This window comes from Calyptranema fuscum S582 (assembly GCF_055793305.1).
Genome location: NZ_JBSLYH010000003.1, coordinates 17,252 through 34,161, shown reverse-complemented (window position 1 = coordinate 34,161; position 16,910 = coordinate 17,252). Strand labels below are relative to the sequence as shown.

Sequence of the window (16,910 nt, the reverse complement as noted above, 5' to 3'; positions counted from 1 at the left end):
ATGGGGTGTACTGGCTGAGAGAAATATTTTCTACTCTGACCTGGATTTGCCTGAATTGTGACAGAGAAGTTGGATCATTTGATTCCAGATGCAGAAGGCTTAGCTTAGAATAAATGCAAGATATGTAAAATTTCGTAACTTACTATAGATTCAGCCTATCCATGACCTCAACCACTTCTCTCTTTGCCCCTGTTGAAGCAGATCTAAGGCTGTTGACCGATAATCTCAAACAGCTCGTCGGTGCACGTCACCCCATTCTCTATGCGGCGGCAGAGCACCTTTTTGGTGCTAGGGGTAAACGGTTGAGACCTGCAATCGTATTGCTCACCGCCAGAGCAACCATGCCCAGTCAAGAGATTACCGCTCAGCACCGCCGGTTGGCAGAGATTACAGAGATGATTCACACGGCGAGCCTGGTGCACGACGATGTCGTAGACGAAGCGGAGACTCGTCGGGGGATTCCCACCGTGCATAGCAGTTTTGGTAATCGGGTCGCTGTTTTAGCCGGTGATTTCTTGTTTGCGCAATCGTCCTGGTATTTGGCTAACCTCGATAACCTGGCTGTGGTCAAGCTACTGTCAGAGGTGATTATGGATTTAGCGGAGGGCGAAATCCAGCAGGGTCTTAACCGATTTGACACCAGCCTTTCCATTGAGGCGTATTTAGAGAAAAGCTATTACAAAACGGCATCTTTAATGGCAAATAGCTGTAAGTCTGCCGGAATTTTGAGTGGGCTTTCTATGGAAACCACCAAAAATCTCTATAACTATGGGCGCAATATTGGTCTGGCATTTCAGATCGTCGATGACATTCTGGACTTTACCAGTTCATCCGATGCCTTGGGTAAACCCGCAGGATCTGACTTAAAGAGTGGTAACTTAACGGCTCCCGTATTATATGCTCTGGAAGAAAAACCCTATCTAGAGGTGTTGATCGAGCGTGAGTTTGCCCAAGAAGGTGATTTGGAACAGGCGATCGCCTTAATCAGAGATGGACGCGGCATTGAGCGATCGCGGGAATTGGCAACCCATCATGCCCAATCTGCCGTTCACGATCTGATGGACTTACCTGCATCTGAGTCGCGTCAGGCATTGACTGAAATGGCTGATTATGTATTGCAGCGGTTGTATTAGAGTGCGATGACTCAGCTGTACTTTATTTGTCCGGATACGGAAACCCGACATGGGGGCGTCAAAAAGTTGTATCGCCAGGTCGATATCTTAAACGCCCACGGATTTTCAGCAGCAGTCTTGCACACTCAACCTGGCTTTCGGTGCCGATGGTTTGAAAACCAAACCCGAGTCACCTATGAGTCAGAACTTCAGTTAACCGATGCGGATATTTTAGTGATTCCTGAAGTCTATGGACCGGATATTGCTGAGATTCATCGGGGCACGAAGAAGGTTATTTTTAATCAAAATGCTTACTATACGTTCCTGAATTACTCACTCAATCTTTACGATTTTCGTACCCCTTATTTAGATGAAGATGTGATTGCGGCGATCGCCGTTTCCAATGATAATCAGCAGTATTTAAGCTATGTCTTTCCTGACTTAAATGTGCATCGCATTTATTACGGATTTAATCCATCCCTATTTCAATTTAATTCAGCTAAAAAAAGGCAAATTGCTTTTCTTACATCCAAAGGCAGTGAAGACCTGACGCAAGTCATTAATATTCTCAAATTCAGAGATAGCCTGAAGGATTTTCAACTCGTTCCTATTGAAAATAAATCGGAAGCAGACGTTGCCCAAATTCTTCAAGAATCCTTGATTTTGCTCTGGTTTACGTATCAAGAAGGGTTTGGTATGTTTCCGGCAGAGGCGCTAGCCTGCGGCTGCACCGTGATTGGATTTGATGGTTTAAATGATGGCGAATATCTAAAACCCGAATTTTCGTATCCGATTAAACGAGGGGATGTGATTTCTTTAGCTCAGACGGTGGAATCGGTGATTCACCTGTATCATACAAATCCTCAAGCGCTTGCAGAAAAAAGCAGGCTAGCCTCTGAATTTATTCATCACCACTATTCATACGAAGTGGAAGAGAAAAGTGTGATTCAGGCTTGGACAAAGATTCTGGAAACGCCATTTAGATCTGAATCAACCTCATCCGCTAAAACTCGATATTTAGAATTTTTAATTCAACAACGACAGGCTCAATTAGAGCAACTCGAAATTCAATTTTTACAACGTCAATTAGAGCTAGACCAATTTCAGGCACAGTTGGATCAGCTTCAGCCCTAGCAATAATAAGTTATTCAGCGGGTTATGAGAGGCGCACCCCTCCGGGGTGCGCCTCTCATAACCCCTTTGGGATAGCTACATGAGTTGTGGGCACAGCCCATAACCTATTACAGCCATTCTTGATTGTGCATGGTACAAGGTGTTGCGTGGGCGAGGCTCTCACACAACACCCATCATCTATCCATGCGCGAGAAGCCTATAAGATCTACTGATATGGTTCTACGCAATCTAGTTAGGACAGCGGGGGGTGGGGGCACCGCCCCCACGCAGGGGTTCCACCCCTGCATCCCGTCCTAACCCTAATGCGTACCGCTATATAAAAATAATCGTTTAGCGGCTCGTGTTACGGCGACATATAAGAGTTGATTGCGTTCGCGAATATTGCGATTAATCAACGCATTGGGCACATCCACAAAAATATTTTGAAACGTCGAACCTTGCGACTTATGAATCGTCAGGCAGTAGGCATAATTTAGATCGGCAAATAGCTTTTTTAAGTCCCAAAATTCGCGCCACCGTTTTTCTTTGGCATAGAGGTCTAGACGACGAATAAATTCGGGCTGGCTGGCTTCATGTAAGACACTCAAACTGCGTTGCTTGCCCTCTTCCGTGACCACTTGCAAAAACCAGACCTGCCACTCTCCCTCCTTTCCGGTTGCCACACCTGAGACTTCACATTCTTCCGAGGTTGCCAGAGCGACAGAGTCGTTGATCAGGCAGGGGGAATTGGCGACCAGGCGTTCGCCTTTGACAAAGCGGGGGGTTTCTTCACCATAAATGGCAGTACGAATTTTACGGTTGAGGCTGTCTACCCGTTTGTTGGTGTATGCCAGTGCCCGGACATAATCGGGATCCTCTGTGTACGCTTTGCTTTGAAAGGCTTTGAGCAATAGCTTATCCCATTCCCAGCGCGGCACAATAAATACGCCTTCGGTGCGATCGCCATTACTATCCGTTTGAAACGGCGGCAGTTGGGACTGAGATAACTGATTGCGGATCGACTCTGCCAGCACCCCGATCGCACCCCCATAGCGAACCACCTCTGTCAGGTCAGACCGATCGTAAATCTGGCTGAAGACTTTGGATTCTAATTCTTTAATCGGCGGCAATTGTGCTACGTCGCCAACAAATAAAAGTTGCGTCTGTTGATACAGATTGGCGATCGCCTCGGTCAGCAAAAGCCACATCTCTTCATTGATCATCGAGGCTTCATCGACAATGACTAAGCGATAGCGATCGAACAAAGTTTCGCTCTTGCTATCGGGTCTGAATACTTGTTTTCCAGTCGTCGGGTCAATTTCTGGCTTCAGCCCCAACAGTTTACAGCAGGTCATACAATCGACCCCCAACCCCCAGCGGTTTGCCATCCGTTCTAAAACTTTGGTGGCTTTGTTGCTAAAGGCGGTTAGCACAATGGGACGGCGATCGCCATCTGCTCGCATACGTTTGATCAACGCTTGCAACAACGTGGTTTTACCTGTCCCGGCATAGCCCGTCAATAAATACAGCTTTTCTTTGCCCTGAACAAACTGCTCCAGTTCCTTCAAGACTTGCCATTGCTGCTGATTGAGCGTCATCCCAGGTAAAATTTCTGGAATTTTATCTGCGTCTTGGGTCATAGAAGATGGGGTTGACCGCTGAGATTGTGGGGCTGGTGGTGGACAGCGGCGAAGCCGCTGTCCACCACCAGCCATCAGCCGTTTATTGTTTATCAGAGTCCTATATCGCACAGCTCTGGTAAAAAATAAGCGCTAAATGTCCGGAGGGATACTTCAAACACCCCATAGGGGACGAATTTTGATTACTCTTGAAAGGATAGACGATTGCACCGTAGAGCGATCGCATAATAGATCTGACAGATCGGCAGAGGAAGGGGTAATGAAGCGCAGAAATCCAAAGACGGTAGCCAGAGTATTGCAAAGCAGTGCGACGCTTTCAATGTTGCTGTTGTCTGTGGGCGGCATCCAAGCGCAGCTGGCACAAGCCTACACGCCAGAGAGTCCGATTGCCCAAGTGACACCGGCTCAACCCCGCAGTCCAGAATCCAATACCCCCTTTGCCTGGGCAGCAACCCTATTTTTTATTCTGCTGGCAACGCTGATCTTAATTTTGGCAGTGGCGATCGCCTCTTTGTTATTGCTGCGTCGCTCTGTCATTCGAGAAGTCACCGAAATTGTCACCCGCCATCTGCAAACTCTGGGCGATCTGAACAGCAAGATCGAGGCGGCAAAGCAAGAAATCGAGACCATGCTGAAGAACTACGAAGAATTTGCCGATGATCTGGGGGCAGAAGCAGAAGACTTTCAGCGAGAATTGGCAGCCAAACGCGACACATTGGCGCAACTAATGGGCGAATTTTCCCAACAAAAACAGAAAAATTCGACCGAACTGGACGAAAAACTCAGTGCTGCCCGCCAAAATCTAGATAGCTTAGAAACCGACTTCAGCCGTCGGGTGAAAGAGCTGCAACGCACGGCTCAAGAACGTCAAGGCTCGATGCTAGAACAAATGCAGCATGTTGAAACCGATTTTGCTGCCCAACTTGCCGATCTGCGCAACACTGCCCAGCAACACCGCGAGGTAACCTTCAAACATCTCAGCGGCATGGAGGCAGAACTGGCTCCCAAATTAGAAGAACTGCGCCTGGAAGCCCAGGCATGGATGCGCCAACAAAAGGATCAGACCCTGGAAACCTTTAAACGCTTGGAAGCGGAGCTAAAGACACAGTTTGAAGACCTGCATTCGGGTGCCTACGGTCAGGGCGAACAGTTTTTAGAACGGCTGAAAAAGCTGGAATCTGAATTTGCCGTCCGGTTGTTTGACCTGCAAGCCGGAGCCGATGGCCGTAAGAACCTGGCGATCGACAATATTCAGCGGCTGGAGTCAGAGTTTGGTGGACGTTTGGCAGAACTCCAGGCGATCGCCGATGGACGCCGCAATTTAGTATTCGACAATCTGCAAAAACTAGAAAGCGAAGCCAATGCTCGCCTATCTCAACTGGAAAGCAGCAGCAACAGTCGAGTGACATTGATGATCAGCACGCTGCAACGGTTGGAAGAAGAACTCACCCGTAAAGTCGGTGAATTGCAAACCCTGATCCAAGCCCAACGCGAAGACGGAAATCGCAAAATCGAACGGTTGGAGTCAGACCTGGCAGCAACGATTGGTCAAATTCAGGCAGATGTGCAGATTCAACGCGATGCCATTCAAAAAAATCTGATCAAACTCGATGCCGAGTTTCTCACCCAACAGTCTACCTTGCAAACCGAAGCCCAGGTCAAACGCGATGCCCTGCGCCAAAATTTAGAACACCTGGAAGCTGAATTCTCGCATCAACTGGCAGAACTCCAAGCCGGAGCCAATGGACGTAAAGAGTTGATCTTAGAAACGCTCAAACGGACGGAAGCCGAAGCGACTCTGCAACTCGATACATTTAAAACTGAAGTGCGCGAGCAACGCGATAAGATTCGCCAAAATCTAGAAAAATTAGAAGCTAAATTTGCCAGCTATTTGTCAGACCTGGAAACAGGCAGTCAGGGACAACACGACTCAACCTTGCAAAACCTGAAACAATTTGAAGCCGATCTCGCTGCTCAACTGTCTGCGATTCAAACCGATGCCCAAACCCAAAAAGAGGAGATTTTGCAACGTCTAGCCGAGATCTCGCCGCAATTTTTAGCCGAAACGTTTGAATCGGAAACCCACCAACGACTGCTGGCAACCCAGCAAAAACTGGAAGAATTGACCCACCAGCTGGAGGTGTTAAAACGTGCCAATCCGGAATTCTTCTTTACCCTGGAAGACTACTTGATTCAGGGTGATGCGCTGTTCTCAGAAGGTCGCTTGGAAGAGGCGATCGCCCAATATGATCGAGCCTTAGAAAAGCAACCCGATCACCCCACTGCCTGGCTCAATCGCGGCATGGTGCTGGTCGAAATGAAGCGCACCGAAGGAGCGATCGCTGCCTTTGACCGTGCCCTTCAGTCTGATCCAGAAAATGCCGTGGCATGGTATCAACGGGGCGTCGTCTTACAAGAAGCCAAACGCTATAAAGAAGCCTATGCTGCCTTCGACCAGGTCGTGACTCTCCAACCTGCCGACTACAAAGCCTGGTTAAACCGGGGGATTACCCTCAGTCGCCTGAAGCAATTGGAAGAAGCGATCGCCTCCTACGACAAAGCCCTGGAACTACAACCCGACTACCACGAAGCCTATGTCAATCGCGGGGTTGCTTTGGGAATGTTGCAACGCCACGAAGAAGCCTTCAATGCTTTTGACCGTGCTGTACAAATTCAACCCGACGACACCACTGCCTGGATGAACCGAGGACTGGCACTGGAAGAACTCAACCGTCATGAAGATGCGATCGCCTCCTTTGACGAAGTTCTCAAGGTCAAACCGACATCACACAAAGCGTGGGATAAACGCGGCTTTGCCCTGTTCAAACTGGGACGCTATAAAGAAGCGATCGCCAGCTTCGACAAAGCCCTCGAAGCCAACCCCGAATACGCCGAAGCGCAATATAACAAATCTTTGTGCTATGCCCGACAGGGCGACATCGATCTGGCGTTAGAAACCCTGCAACAGGCAATTAAGCGTAATCCCGACTATCGTGTCGAAGCTAAAACCGAACGCTCTTTCCGCAACTTCTGGGAAGATAGCTGGTTCCGCGAACTGATCGGCGAATAAGGTTGAACTTAACCTAAATGCCACTACCAAAGTCTACTGAGCAGATGGATTCACGCTCGCTAACCATGCTTCTAAATCAGATAAACTGCTAAAGTCTAACAACGCTTCACCCAACGCTTCCAGTTGCGTTAACGATAAAGTATGAATCAGCGATCGCACTTGATCAGGTAACTCTCCAAACCGACGCATCAAAAGCCGTAAAATTAGCGATCGTTCTCCTTCTTGTCGTCCCTCTTGCCGTCCTTCTGCCTTGGCTTTTTGATATATGGTTCTACGCAATCTAGTGAGGACATCAGGGGGGTGGGGGCGGTGCCCCCACGCAGGGGTTTCACCCCTGCACCCCGTCCTAACCTTAATGCGTATCGCTATACTTGGATTTTTTCAGGTTCAATCCCAACATGTTCTCGACTTCTCTTCGACTGCTCCATTTCGCCCAATGCATCCAGATAAACGAGATGGACGCGATCGCTCGTAGGGTGGATGACGAAGCGGTTCATCCCTCAACCCGTTGATCGGGAATCTGATTTTGCTGGGGCGTGTTTTAAAACTCGCTAAGAGGATTGTTTTTTCGTGTGCTTCGCACACGAAAAAACAACTTTTAAAACAGACCCTGGCAATATCGCTTTGTGCCGCCGCGAAAAAGGTGTACTGTGTTTAGGATGCAGCATTCAAACCTGCAATTGACACTATGAATATATGATGGAGATCCCAATGACGCTTCGTGAACAACTGAACGCCATCATCGAGCAAAAACACCTGCTGAACCATCCTTTTTATGTGGCATGGACAGAAGGGAAGTTGACTCGTACCCATCTCAAGCATTACGCCATTCAATATTTCCAAAATGTGCTTGCCTTCCCGACGTATTTGAGTGCAGTGCATTTCAACACTCCCGCTATCAATGGCTCAATTGCAGCCCGTCAGGAAATTCTAGAGAATTTGATTGAAGAAGAACGGGGTAACAAAAACCATCCGGCTCTGTGGCGTACGTTTGCAGCCGCTCTGGGTGCAACTGAGGCAGACCTGACTCAAGCAGAATCGTTGGCAACTACTACGAATCTGGTGGATACGTTCCGTGGTCTGTGTCTGAACTCGCCATTCTACGCCGGTTTGGCAGCGTTGTATGCCTATGAATCGCAAATTCCGGCGATCGCATCGGTGAAAATCGATGGCTTGAAGCAGTTTTATGGCATGAACCAGTCAGAGGACTACGAATTCTTCAGTGTGCATGAAGCCGCCGATGTTTGGCATACCGAAGCCGAACTGAAGCTGATCGAACAGTATGCTGATTCAGACGCAAAGCAAGCAGAAGTATTGGCAGTGGCAGCCCAAGCAGCAGAAGCGCTCTGGCGTTTCCTGGATGGGGTTTATGAAACCTACTGTCAGGATTTGATGGCACAACCCGAAATGGCAACAGTTTAACCTTGAATAACGTTTCTGGAAGAGTGCGGCTCCGCCGCACTCTTCCAGAAACGTTAGGGGTTTTAATTTTGTACAGATCCTAAGGGATGGTTGGGATGGATTTAATGCACCAGAGCGATCGCCCGTTTTGCCATGGCATCGGCAGTAATGCCATTAAACGCCATCAACTCTCCAGCACTGGCGGTGGTTTCACCCCGTTTCCAGGCAAAGGTATCGCGTTTTGCCGTACTGCGTAGCATAATCGGTTCCAACATGCCGCTGGCACCTCCGGTCACGCCGATCAGAGCATCGCCGCCAAACAGCGCCGTAAAGCCTTCATCGCTTAAGAACTGACCATCGGCTTCAGAGCACGTATCCCAGGCAACATCATGGGAACGGTAAAGGCGACGAGGATTGACCACCGAGACGATCTTCACGCCAATGCCTTCGGCTTCCAGATACGCTGCCGCTTCAAATACCGGAATCAGCGTCATATCGCCAATCACAGCAAATACAACCGTTTTGTCACCCGGAATTTCATGCACTGTTACCGCACCGTCGCGTAATGCCTGACGGGTTTGTTCAAACGTGGTACGAATCGGCAACGGTGACTTGCTGGCCGTGATGACAACGCCTTTGTTTTTAGTCGTCAATGCCCAGTCGTAGCACACCTGGATGCTGTTGGCATCGGGTGGAAACAGCGGGAAGACATTGCCATTGCGCATCATTGCCGCAAAGTACGCTTCAACTTCGGGGCGCTGGTGCGTCCAACCGTTACGTCCCTGCTCCAATGCCCCTGCGGTGTACAGGGTAATGGTAGAAGGGGTGGGTCGGCGCAATTCTGCCATTGCCTGTGTCACCGTCTGCCAGATCGGTAAGCCGTTGATGGCAAACGATTCGTAAGAACACCAGAGGCTACGCGCACCCATCAAACACAGCCCTGCTGCCAATCCGGCGCACGCATCTTCGCTTAAGGGTTCGTAGACCTGTCCGCCCGGTTGCTGGTTATAGATCGGGTCGGTGACAGGATGGTTGATTTTGAGTGCCTGGTTGATATTGGCAATCCCCGATGCTTCGTTGCCATCGGCATTGGTGACTAAAAAGGTGCGATCGCGTTCTCCGACATAGCCGACTAACCGTCCCATTGCCGTAGTCGAAACTTTGGCATCGCCACCTACCGGATATTCTTCAAGCGGCAACGTTCCCAGATCAGATAATGGCAATTCAAATTCTGTGACCGCTGTCTTTGCCGCAGGCCCGCCCCCTGCTCGTTCGCAGTTGGTGCGCACCAGTTCCCAGACCTCAGGCGTCAACGCGCACGTTTTCAGGGCGTCCATAATATGAGGACTGTCGAGCGTGTCTTTGGGATAGAGGTTGTGGGACTTAGAACCCCGCGCATGCACCCCTGCCCCCTTAAGTTGCTTGATAATGAACACCGTCAGTTTGCCGCCCAGGGCAGAACGAGCCGCTCGATCCATGCCTTCCAGCACCGCCTGGGTGAAGGCTAGCCGATGTGGGAATGAGAAGGCAGTGCTGTCTGCATATGCTCCCTCTTGATGTTTATCATCAAAGTCTTTGGCATCAACCAGTACGACCTCAGCAAAACCGTTGCCGCGCCAGAATTCGATCATTCGCTCATTTGAAAAGGTAGACACCATACTATGGTGTTCTTGCGAATACCCGTTCCAGACCAGCACGGGTAAGAAGTTGGTGACGTCAGGGTAGCTCGTATGGAAATGCGCCATCGAACTCATGATGTAGGGTTCGCCCAAGCCACCATCCCCGACCGTAAAAGGAAACAACGTGTCGCGGTGCAATAACGCTGCCGACATAGCAAAATGCTGCCCCTGACCCAACGGCCCTGCCGGAGCCAGAATGCCCGGAATGTAACCAGAGAGATGCCCTAATAGCCCATGCTTTTCTCGGAAGCGATCGCGCAACTGTTGTACCGTCTGAATTCCCATATCTTCCAGGGAACGGTCGAGAAACATGGCGCTATAGAAACCGGGGGCATGGTGCCCCACCTCCGTCAGAATGTTTTTGTAGCCCAACATGACCAGTGCTGCATAGGCTTCTGCTTGGCTGGCAAACCCACCCGGATGCCCCGATGCTTTGCTGCCCGTTACTTGCAAGATCAGATAGCGCAGGGCATCGGCATAGAGCAGCGTTTGATATACCGCAGTAGCATCGGTTGGATTGGCGATCGCCAGTTTCCCAGATGCGATCGCAGGTTCTTTACCGAGAGTTTCAAACTCCGGGGGCACCGTTCCAAAATATTGAATACCGTCACAGAAGCTAGGAATTTGGGTCACAGCAGTCATGTATTGAGCGTCTTATTACATCACTTAACAATTGTACGGCTTCTCTGTCCTGCGATCGGTTTAAACCTGTCTAGATCAGCGCTTGAGAAACGGATGTGCCAATCAGGTTTTGATCCCCCTAAATCCCCCTTCAAAAGGGGGACTTAAGCATCCCGATCAAGTTCCCCCCTTTTGAAGGGGGGCTAGGGGGGATCAACTGATAGGAATGATTTTAGGACTTAATCTTTACTCTATAAATTAGAATTGAGAACCGTATCAATTGCTATTGGGTAAGCTATGTTTTAGAAAAATTCCTGATGTTTAGAAGCCAATGTTTGGCTCATGATTTCTTCTGATGGTTTCCATAGAGAAAATCAGAATCCCCAGCATCCGTTAAATGTTGGGAGGCGATCGCCTTGAGATTTAATATGAAATGGAAGAGCGATCGCGTCTTCTGTCTAGCCCATGCACCTCACAACTGATTGTTTCCCTGAAGTGATTCAATCGCCCTGCGAATACCCTCAACCACACTCACAAAAGCCTCATCCCGATTTTCCCAAAGCGTGATCGGTTTACCGTTAGTTGGTAGTGGCGAAAGATGGCTAAATGGACTGCCCTGCCAATCGGTGGGCTTAAGCAGGACAGGAATTACGCGAGCAGTCCCTGCTGCATGTCGTTGGAGTGCTCGTTGTAATTCTAGTTCGTAGCAGTTGTTGGATGCAATGAAATTAGAACTGATTAGCAACAAGATGATTTGGGCTGTCTCGATCTGTTGTCTAATCACTGCATCCCTTTCGACCCCAGCTTCAATCTCACCCATATGCCATGCTTGGATTTTGCCTTGACGCTTAAGATTGGCGAGATGTCGATCCAATTCCTCGCGTAAGTCATAATCTTTATGGGAGTAAGATATGAAGACACTAACAAGTGCAGATATTGCTAAAGTTGCCTTCCTATAGACTGCTGATTGACTGCATGATAACTTTTCCCAAGGCAGCAAAAGCGCATCCTCAATTTCAATCCGAGCCAAATCACTTACGACTCCTTGGATCTTTAGTAGATCAACAAGAAATTTATTAGCATCATGATAACTTTGTATTTGTTGGTGTTGAGTATTTGTGAATTGCCAACTGTGTCCAATGTTACGATAATTAATCATTATCTGGCGCAGTTGTTCAACCCACTCATCTCCGCTAGCCTGCCACCATTGCTCGAATTCTCTAGTCCCTCTGAGAGCTTGGGGTAATTTTGTCCTGAGTTGTTCTAATTTATTCGCTAGCCTGATGTCAAGATCTCGAGATCGGGCCCGATCGAGTTTGAGATTTCTATCTAGAGCAAGGTCACCGGTACGAGCAAGAGCAAGGACAAGGGCACTATCAACATCGAGATTGGGTTCTAAGCTGTGATCTTGATCACTAACGAGGTCGAGGACAAGATTAGGATCAAGGGCCAAGGCTAGAGCAAGGTCAAGAGCAACAGCAAGAGCTAAAGCACGATCAGAGTCACGAGGGAGATCAAGGGCAAGGTTGCGGGCATGAGCAAGATTATAGACATGGTCGTGGTCGAGAGGAAAGGCTAGAGCAAAATAGAAAGCTCGAACTGCTGCTGATTTATATCTCACTTGAACAGACTCTGCCTTCTGAAAAACCCACGTCAGAAATTGAGTTAATTCTGGCTCATCCACGATCGATAGATCGATAGATTGTTTAATCATCTGTAATAGCTGATCGGCAGGTTGGTGCGATTTGACCAGGTGTTTAATAATTTCCTGCCATTGTTGATTTGTAATTGTTTCAACGAGGTGTACAGGGGATAATTGAGTCAGCCACTGAATCGTAAAGTGCTCTTGGAAGGTTAAATGAGAAAAAGACCAAACCTCATCTGCCCGTTCAATTAGCAAACCATGTTGCGCCTCAATAGCCTTTAGAACTGCAACTCCCTCATTCCGATTATCAAGCTTTAAAGACTTGGCGATCTGAATTGCAATTTCATCTTGGCTAAACAGCACGAAATTCTTCAGATTTTCAAATTTTCGTACAGCAATTTCAGTGAGCAATTCCTCTTTTTTTTCAACGCTCAATTTTTGATAGATTTTACTTCCTACTTCCCAATTATCAATCTCTTTAGCATCGTTCCATTTATTCAAGAGTAACTTAATTCCTTTTTGAAACAACCAAACTCTGTCTGACGGAATTTCTCCTTCATCTTGAAATACTAAACACATCAGACTTAATAACACTGGAGTAACTGTCAGTTCTCTGAGCGATGGATTGTTATCAACTACATTATTAAATGTTTTCCAATACAAGGTAGATTCCCTTTGAAAATTGCTACCCGAGTTAAACCAGTTCTGGACAAATTGTTTTACTTGTTCTGGATTAAAATCTGCTACTTCTACTGAAACAAATCCGTTGGGAATTGAAGTCATAATCTGAGTACGACAGGTTAAGATAAAATGATTGTGGGGATAATGTTCTGCAATCTGTTGGAGTTGAACTTGCACTTTGCGTCGAAGATCACTTGTGGGTACTTCATCCAGACCATCCATCAGTATTAAAAGCTTGCCCTGGATTAAAAGGGTCTGTAGCAACAAGTTATTTAACTGTTGCTGTAACTCTCTAATTTGCTGATTCTTTTCTAGGAATTCTCTTGAAGCTGTATTTTTTTCGCTTAATTCTTTAATTTTCTGTTTAAGTTCTCTAATCTGATATCCATCGTCTACCGTGAGTTCCTTGCCAATTGCATCTAATAAATGCCAATTTTCATTTTGAATTCGACGGAACTCTATCAGAACAGCAATTAGATCTGGTTGAAACTGCCCCTTACACCAATCCACTGCTAAGTGCTTCAGGAAAGTTGTTTTGCCTGATCCAGGCTTGCCCAGAATTACTAATTTGGAATGCTGATTTGCAATCTCGAAGCCTGGATTTCGGCGGAGACGCTCACCCAATCCTAAGCGATCATTTCGCAGATCAAAAGTTTGCAAAAGTTTCGACTGCGATACGTGAAAAGTTCGAGGCGATCGATTCAGCAACCAGACATCTACATAAAGCTGATCCACCCCAATCTCCTCCCCACTCAGTAGTCGCATCCGACTATGCTGGTTGAGGATTTTCTGGCGGCAATGCTCTCGAATTTGCTGGAGTGAATCGGTCTTGTTTTCGGGTTGGAGAGCGTTAGGAATCGCCTGAACCGTAGAGACCTCTTGCCACCTCAACCACAGCGCCAAGCAGAGCTTACGAAACTCCGCCTCACGCACAGGCTCCGGTTTGAAAAAAGCGGTGACAGTGGTGCGGGACATTTTAACGTGCACTGCTAGCTTCGATTTATTGCCCTCGAAGTATAGATTCAAAGCGTCGTTCGCTTTTGTCCAATCTGTCAGAACCAATTTGCGCGATCGCTCCATCCCTCCTATTGCTCCGCTATTCCAGCTTGGTCACTATTCTATCTACACGAACAAAGCTGGACAATGGTGAACACTCTTGAACACTGGCTGAACAATCCCTGAACAGCTTGCCTTGCATAGCTTTGAGAGACTGGAAGCATGTTAACCCGGTATCCAAACCATGAAGAAACAACTGTTTACTCTTGCTATTGTTATCACTGCGACTGCCTCAGGCACCAGCTTTTACCTTGCTACTCTGTCTAACCCGACCGATATTCAAAAGCAATTGAGTAACACGACCAATGGCATTGCGATCGCTGGAACAACGGCTATTTTTGGGCTACTTGATGATGAAGATGAAGATAACCTGAGTTAGAAAGCTGACAGGTTGACGTCTGAGCTTGGCGATTCTCATGGAAAACTGAAAACCTGAGGTTTGAAACTCGACGAGCTAGAACCAACGAATTTGATCCTGAGAACTCTACTGCTTGGCGATCGAACTGAGCTGTTTTTGCACAGGTTTAGGAATAATGACAGCGTAGCTCATCAGGGTTGTGGGGTTCGACTGGCAACATACTCTTGGAGCGTTTGATAATCACCTGCTTCATACGCTTTTCGAGCGGCTTCTACATCCGAGAGAACGTCTGGGGCATTTTCCAACGCTTCTTCTTCCGTTGCAAAAATCTGATCTTCCAAAATTTCTAAAAGTTTGTGCTTTTCGGGCAGATCAAGGGTCGAAATTGCCTCAATTAATGCGTCAAATGTAATTTTCAAACTTACAGTTGTTGTCATTTTTAGTGTCTTTTCTGGTTATTGCTTGCTCTAATCCCTTTTAATCCATCTTATAGCGTTCGTTCGGTAGGCATTGCCCATCCGACGACTCGCTAAAATCGCCTTATGAAGTTAACGAGTGGATTATGCTGTATTTTCTAGCCAAGCCGCGCTCAAAAGCAGTCGTTTTGTGGTCTGGGATCTGTCTCAGTACTCTAACGGCTTGCGGATCTTTCTCGTCTTCTACCTCAACCCCATCGTCTACAGCCAGTCCTGTCGATGCCGGTGAAACCACGGCTACATCATCAACTCAACCGTCTCCGGAGGTGTCTGATCTGGCGTCAACCATTGCAGTCGCCGGAGCCGATCTCTCTGGCAGCTATGCCATCAGTGGCACAAACCCCGATGGCACAAAGTATGAGGGCGGTCTAGCGGTAACGGAACGGGGGGATGTGTATCAATTTTCGTGGACTGCCGGAAATACATTCGAGGGGGTTGGCATCCAGTCGGGTGACTTTGTTGCGGTAGGCTATGGTGGCGAGGGTTGTGCTGTGGTCAATTACCAGATCCTGGAAGATGGGAACTTATCTGGCATCTGGGGTGCCTATGGTCAAAATCAGACAGGGACGGAGCAAGCCACCCGCAAGCAATCTGAAGATGGCATTGCTGGCACCTATACTCTCGCTGGCACCAATCCCGATCGCACGACGTATACGGGTGAGTTAACGATTACTCCGGCAGGAGATTTGTATCAGTTTGAGTGGCAGGCAAATGGCGAGTTTCGTGGGGTTGGCATTCAGCAAGGCAGTGCGATCGCCGTCGCCTATGGTAATGAAAACTGTGCGGTTGTAGGATATCAACGGCAACCCAATGGTGCGCTTGATGGCAAATGGGCATTTGTAGGGGCATCGGCATTGGGAACAGAACAGGCAACCCAACAATAGGACCCATGATGCGATCGCTCTGGTTTTGGATTAGCCTCATCGCTGTTATGATGACTTCTTGCCGCCCTCCGCTGACTCAGACTCTGATTCATTCTGGGTCTGACTGGGGCGTTCCAGCCATTGCCGAAGCCGCGACTATGACTACTATTTTGCAATTTGACTCGGCGTCTGATTTTTCTGAAGGGTTAGCCGTCGTGCGATCGGGCGATCGCTGGTTTTGCATGGACGAATCCGGTCAAATCGTCTCAGAGATCGATCCGGCGTTAGAAGCCATCTCTGCTTTTTCGCAAGGACGGGCACTGGCACGGGTTAACCAGGTCTATGGTTACATCGATCGCACGGGTGCGATTGTCGTTCCGCCCCAATATATCAGCGCCAATTCCTTTGCCGAAGGGTTAGCTGTCGTGCGTCCCGGCACCCGCTACGGCTACATTAATCCGGATGGGGAACTGGTGATTGAGCCGCAATTTCAACTGGCGGGCGAGTTTTCGCAAGGGTTAGCCGCTGTTAAGGTAAATGACCAATATGGGTTTATTGACCCCGGCGGCAAATGGGCGATCGCTTCTCAATTTGAAGATGCCTGGAGTTTTGCCGACTCACGGGCAGCCGTGCGGATCCGTGGCAAATGGGGCTATATCGATCCCACCGGGGCGATCGCCATTCCAGCAGATCTCGATGGTGCCTTTACTTTTTCTGAATCCTTAGCCAGAGTTCGCCGTGGTCAACAGTGGGGCTATATCAATCCCAGTGGCGTCCCGGTGATTCCGCCTCAGTTTGACTTTGCCTCTGACTTTTCTGAAGGGTTGGCTGCTGTTCTCCAGCATGGCAAGTGGGGCTACATTAACGCCGATGGCACACTGGCGATTGCCCCTCAGTTTGACTTTGCCGCCGACTTTTCCGAAGGGCTGGCATCAGTGAAACTGGGCGACCGCTTTGGCTACATCGATGCCACCGGAAAACTCGTGATCGATGCCCAATTTGTCAGTGCGGGTTCGTTTGCGCAAGGGTGGGCATGGGTGCAAATGGGCGATCGCTGGCGATATATCAACAAAACAGGAGATTTTCTAAAGGGAAACCGAAATTGGGGCTTATCTGACTAAAGTGAGGGAATCACAACACCGTTGGCGCGTCCTATCTCAGGTCAGTCAAACCCCCAGGGAATTGTTTTTTAAAG

At 48.4% G+C, this 16,910-nt stretch carries 13 protein-coding genes; 7 read left to right on the top strand and 6 right to left on the bottom strand.

Annotated features, from left to right (window positions below):
• The first annotated feature begins 161 nt into the window (after positions 1–161).
• A complete protein-coding gene (gene sds, locus ACR6Z4_RS03075) occupies positions 162–1,133 on the top strand; it encodes a solanesyl diphosphate synthase (RefSeq protein ID WP_479715751.1) in 972 nt (323 codons plus the stop codon).
• Positions 1,134–1,139: 6 nt separating this feature from the next.
• Positions 1,140–2,246, top strand: coding sequence for a glycosyltransferase (locus ACR6Z4_RS03070; protein WP_479715750.1), 1,107 nt, complete (start codon positions 1,140–1,142; stop codon positions 2,244–2,246).
• A gap of 299 nt (positions 2,247–2,545) precedes the next feature.
• Here the strand turns inward: ACR6Z4_RS03070 and ACR6Z4_RS03065 are convergent, their stop codons facing one another.
• Positions 2,546–3,865: an ATP-dependent DNA helicase gene (locus ACR6Z4_RS03065; RefSeq protein ID WP_479715749.1), complete on the bottom strand. Its 1,320-nt coding sequence runs from the start codon at positions 3,863–3,865 to the stop codon at positions 2,546–2,548.
• A gap of 259 nt (positions 3,866–4,124) precedes the next feature.
• Between ACR6Z4_RS03065 and ACR6Z4_RS03060 the strand changes: the two genes are divergently transcribed.
• Positions 4,125–6,935 carry a tetratricopeptide repeat protein gene (locus tag ACR6Z4_RS03060; RefSeq protein WP_479715748.1) on the top strand — a complete coding sequence of 937 codons (2,811 nt, stop codon included), beginning with the start codon at positions 4,125–4,127 and terminating at the stop codon, positions 6,933–6,935.
• 33 nt (positions 6,936–6,968) lie between these two features.
• On the opposite strand, the gene ACR6Z4_RS03055 is transcribed toward ACR6Z4_RS03060, so the two are convergent.
• Both ACR6Z4_RS03055 and ACR6Z4_RS03050 read right to left on the bottom strand, forming a co-directional pair.
• Complete coding sequence (locus ACR6Z4_RS03055) at positions 6,969–7,214, bottom strand: DUF4351 domain-containing protein (protein ID WP_479715747.1); 246 nt, start codon at positions 7,212–7,214, stop codon at positions 6,969–6,971.
• An 86-nt stretch (positions 7,215–7,300) separates the two neighbouring features.
• Positions 7,301–7,432: a hypothetical protein gene (locus tag ACR6Z4_RS03050; protein ID WP_479715746.1), complete on the bottom strand. Its 132-nt coding sequence runs from the start codon at positions 7,430–7,432 to the stop codon at positions 7,301–7,303.
• A gap of 214 nt (positions 7,433–7,646) precedes the next feature.
• Between ACR6Z4_RS03050 and ACR6Z4_RS03045 the strand changes: the two genes are divergently transcribed.
• A complete protein-coding gene (locus ACR6Z4_RS03045) occupies positions 7,647–8,357 on the top strand; it encodes a CADD family putative folate metabolism protein (protein WP_479715745.1) in 711 nt (236 codons plus the stop codon).
• Between the two features lie 101 nt (positions 8,358–8,458).
• Here ACR6Z4_RS03045 and ACR6Z4_RS03040 read toward each other — a convergent pair whose 3' ends face one another.
• Both ACR6Z4_RS03040 and ACR6Z4_RS03035 read right to left on the bottom strand, forming a co-directional pair.
• Positions 8,459–10,657: a phosphoketolase family protein gene (locus ACR6Z4_RS03040; protein WP_479715744.1), complete on the bottom strand. Its 2,199-nt coding sequence runs from the start codon at positions 10,655–10,657 to the stop codon at positions 8,459–8,461.
• A 451-nt stretch (positions 10,658–11,108) separates the two neighbouring features.
• Positions 11,109–13,937, bottom strand: coding sequence for an NACHT domain-containing protein (locus tag ACR6Z4_RS03035; RefSeq protein WP_479715743.1), 2,829 nt, complete (start codon positions 13,935–13,937; stop codon positions 11,109–11,111).
• 265 nt (positions 13,938–14,202) lie between these two features.
• Here ACR6Z4_RS03035 and ACR6Z4_RS03030 point away from each other — a divergent pair, with 265 nt between their 5' ends.
• Positions 14,203–14,397 (top strand): hypothetical protein, encoded by a 195-nt coding sequence (locus tag ACR6Z4_RS03030; RefSeq protein ID WP_479715742.1) that lies wholly within the window; start codon positions 14,203–14,205, stop codon positions 14,395–14,397.
• A gap of 170 nt (positions 14,398–14,567) precedes the next feature.
• On the opposite strand, the gene ACR6Z4_RS03025 is transcribed toward ACR6Z4_RS03030, so the two are convergent.
• On the bottom strand, positions 14,568–14,813 hold the full coding sequence (locus ACR6Z4_RS03025) for a hypothetical protein (protein WP_479715741.1): 246 nt from the start codon (positions 14,811–14,813) through the stop codon (positions 14,568–14,570).
• 125 nt (positions 14,814–14,938) lie between these two features.
• Here ACR6Z4_RS03025 and ACR6Z4_RS03020 point away from each other — a divergent pair, with 125 nt between their 5' ends.
• The gene (locus ACR6Z4_RS03020) at positions 14,939–15,736 is read left to right on the top strand and encodes a hypothetical protein (RefSeq protein WP_479715740.1); all 798 of its coding nucleotides are present in this window, start codon (positions 14,939–14,941) and stop codon (positions 15,734–15,736) included.
• A 47-nt stretch (positions 15,737–15,783) separates the two neighbouring features.
• Entirely contained in the window at positions 15,784–16,836 is a 1,053-nt protein-coding gene (locus tag ACR6Z4_RS03015; RefSeq protein WP_479715739.1) for a WG repeat-containing protein, read from the top strand.
• The last annotated feature ends 74 nt before the right edge of the window (positions 16,837–16,910 follow it).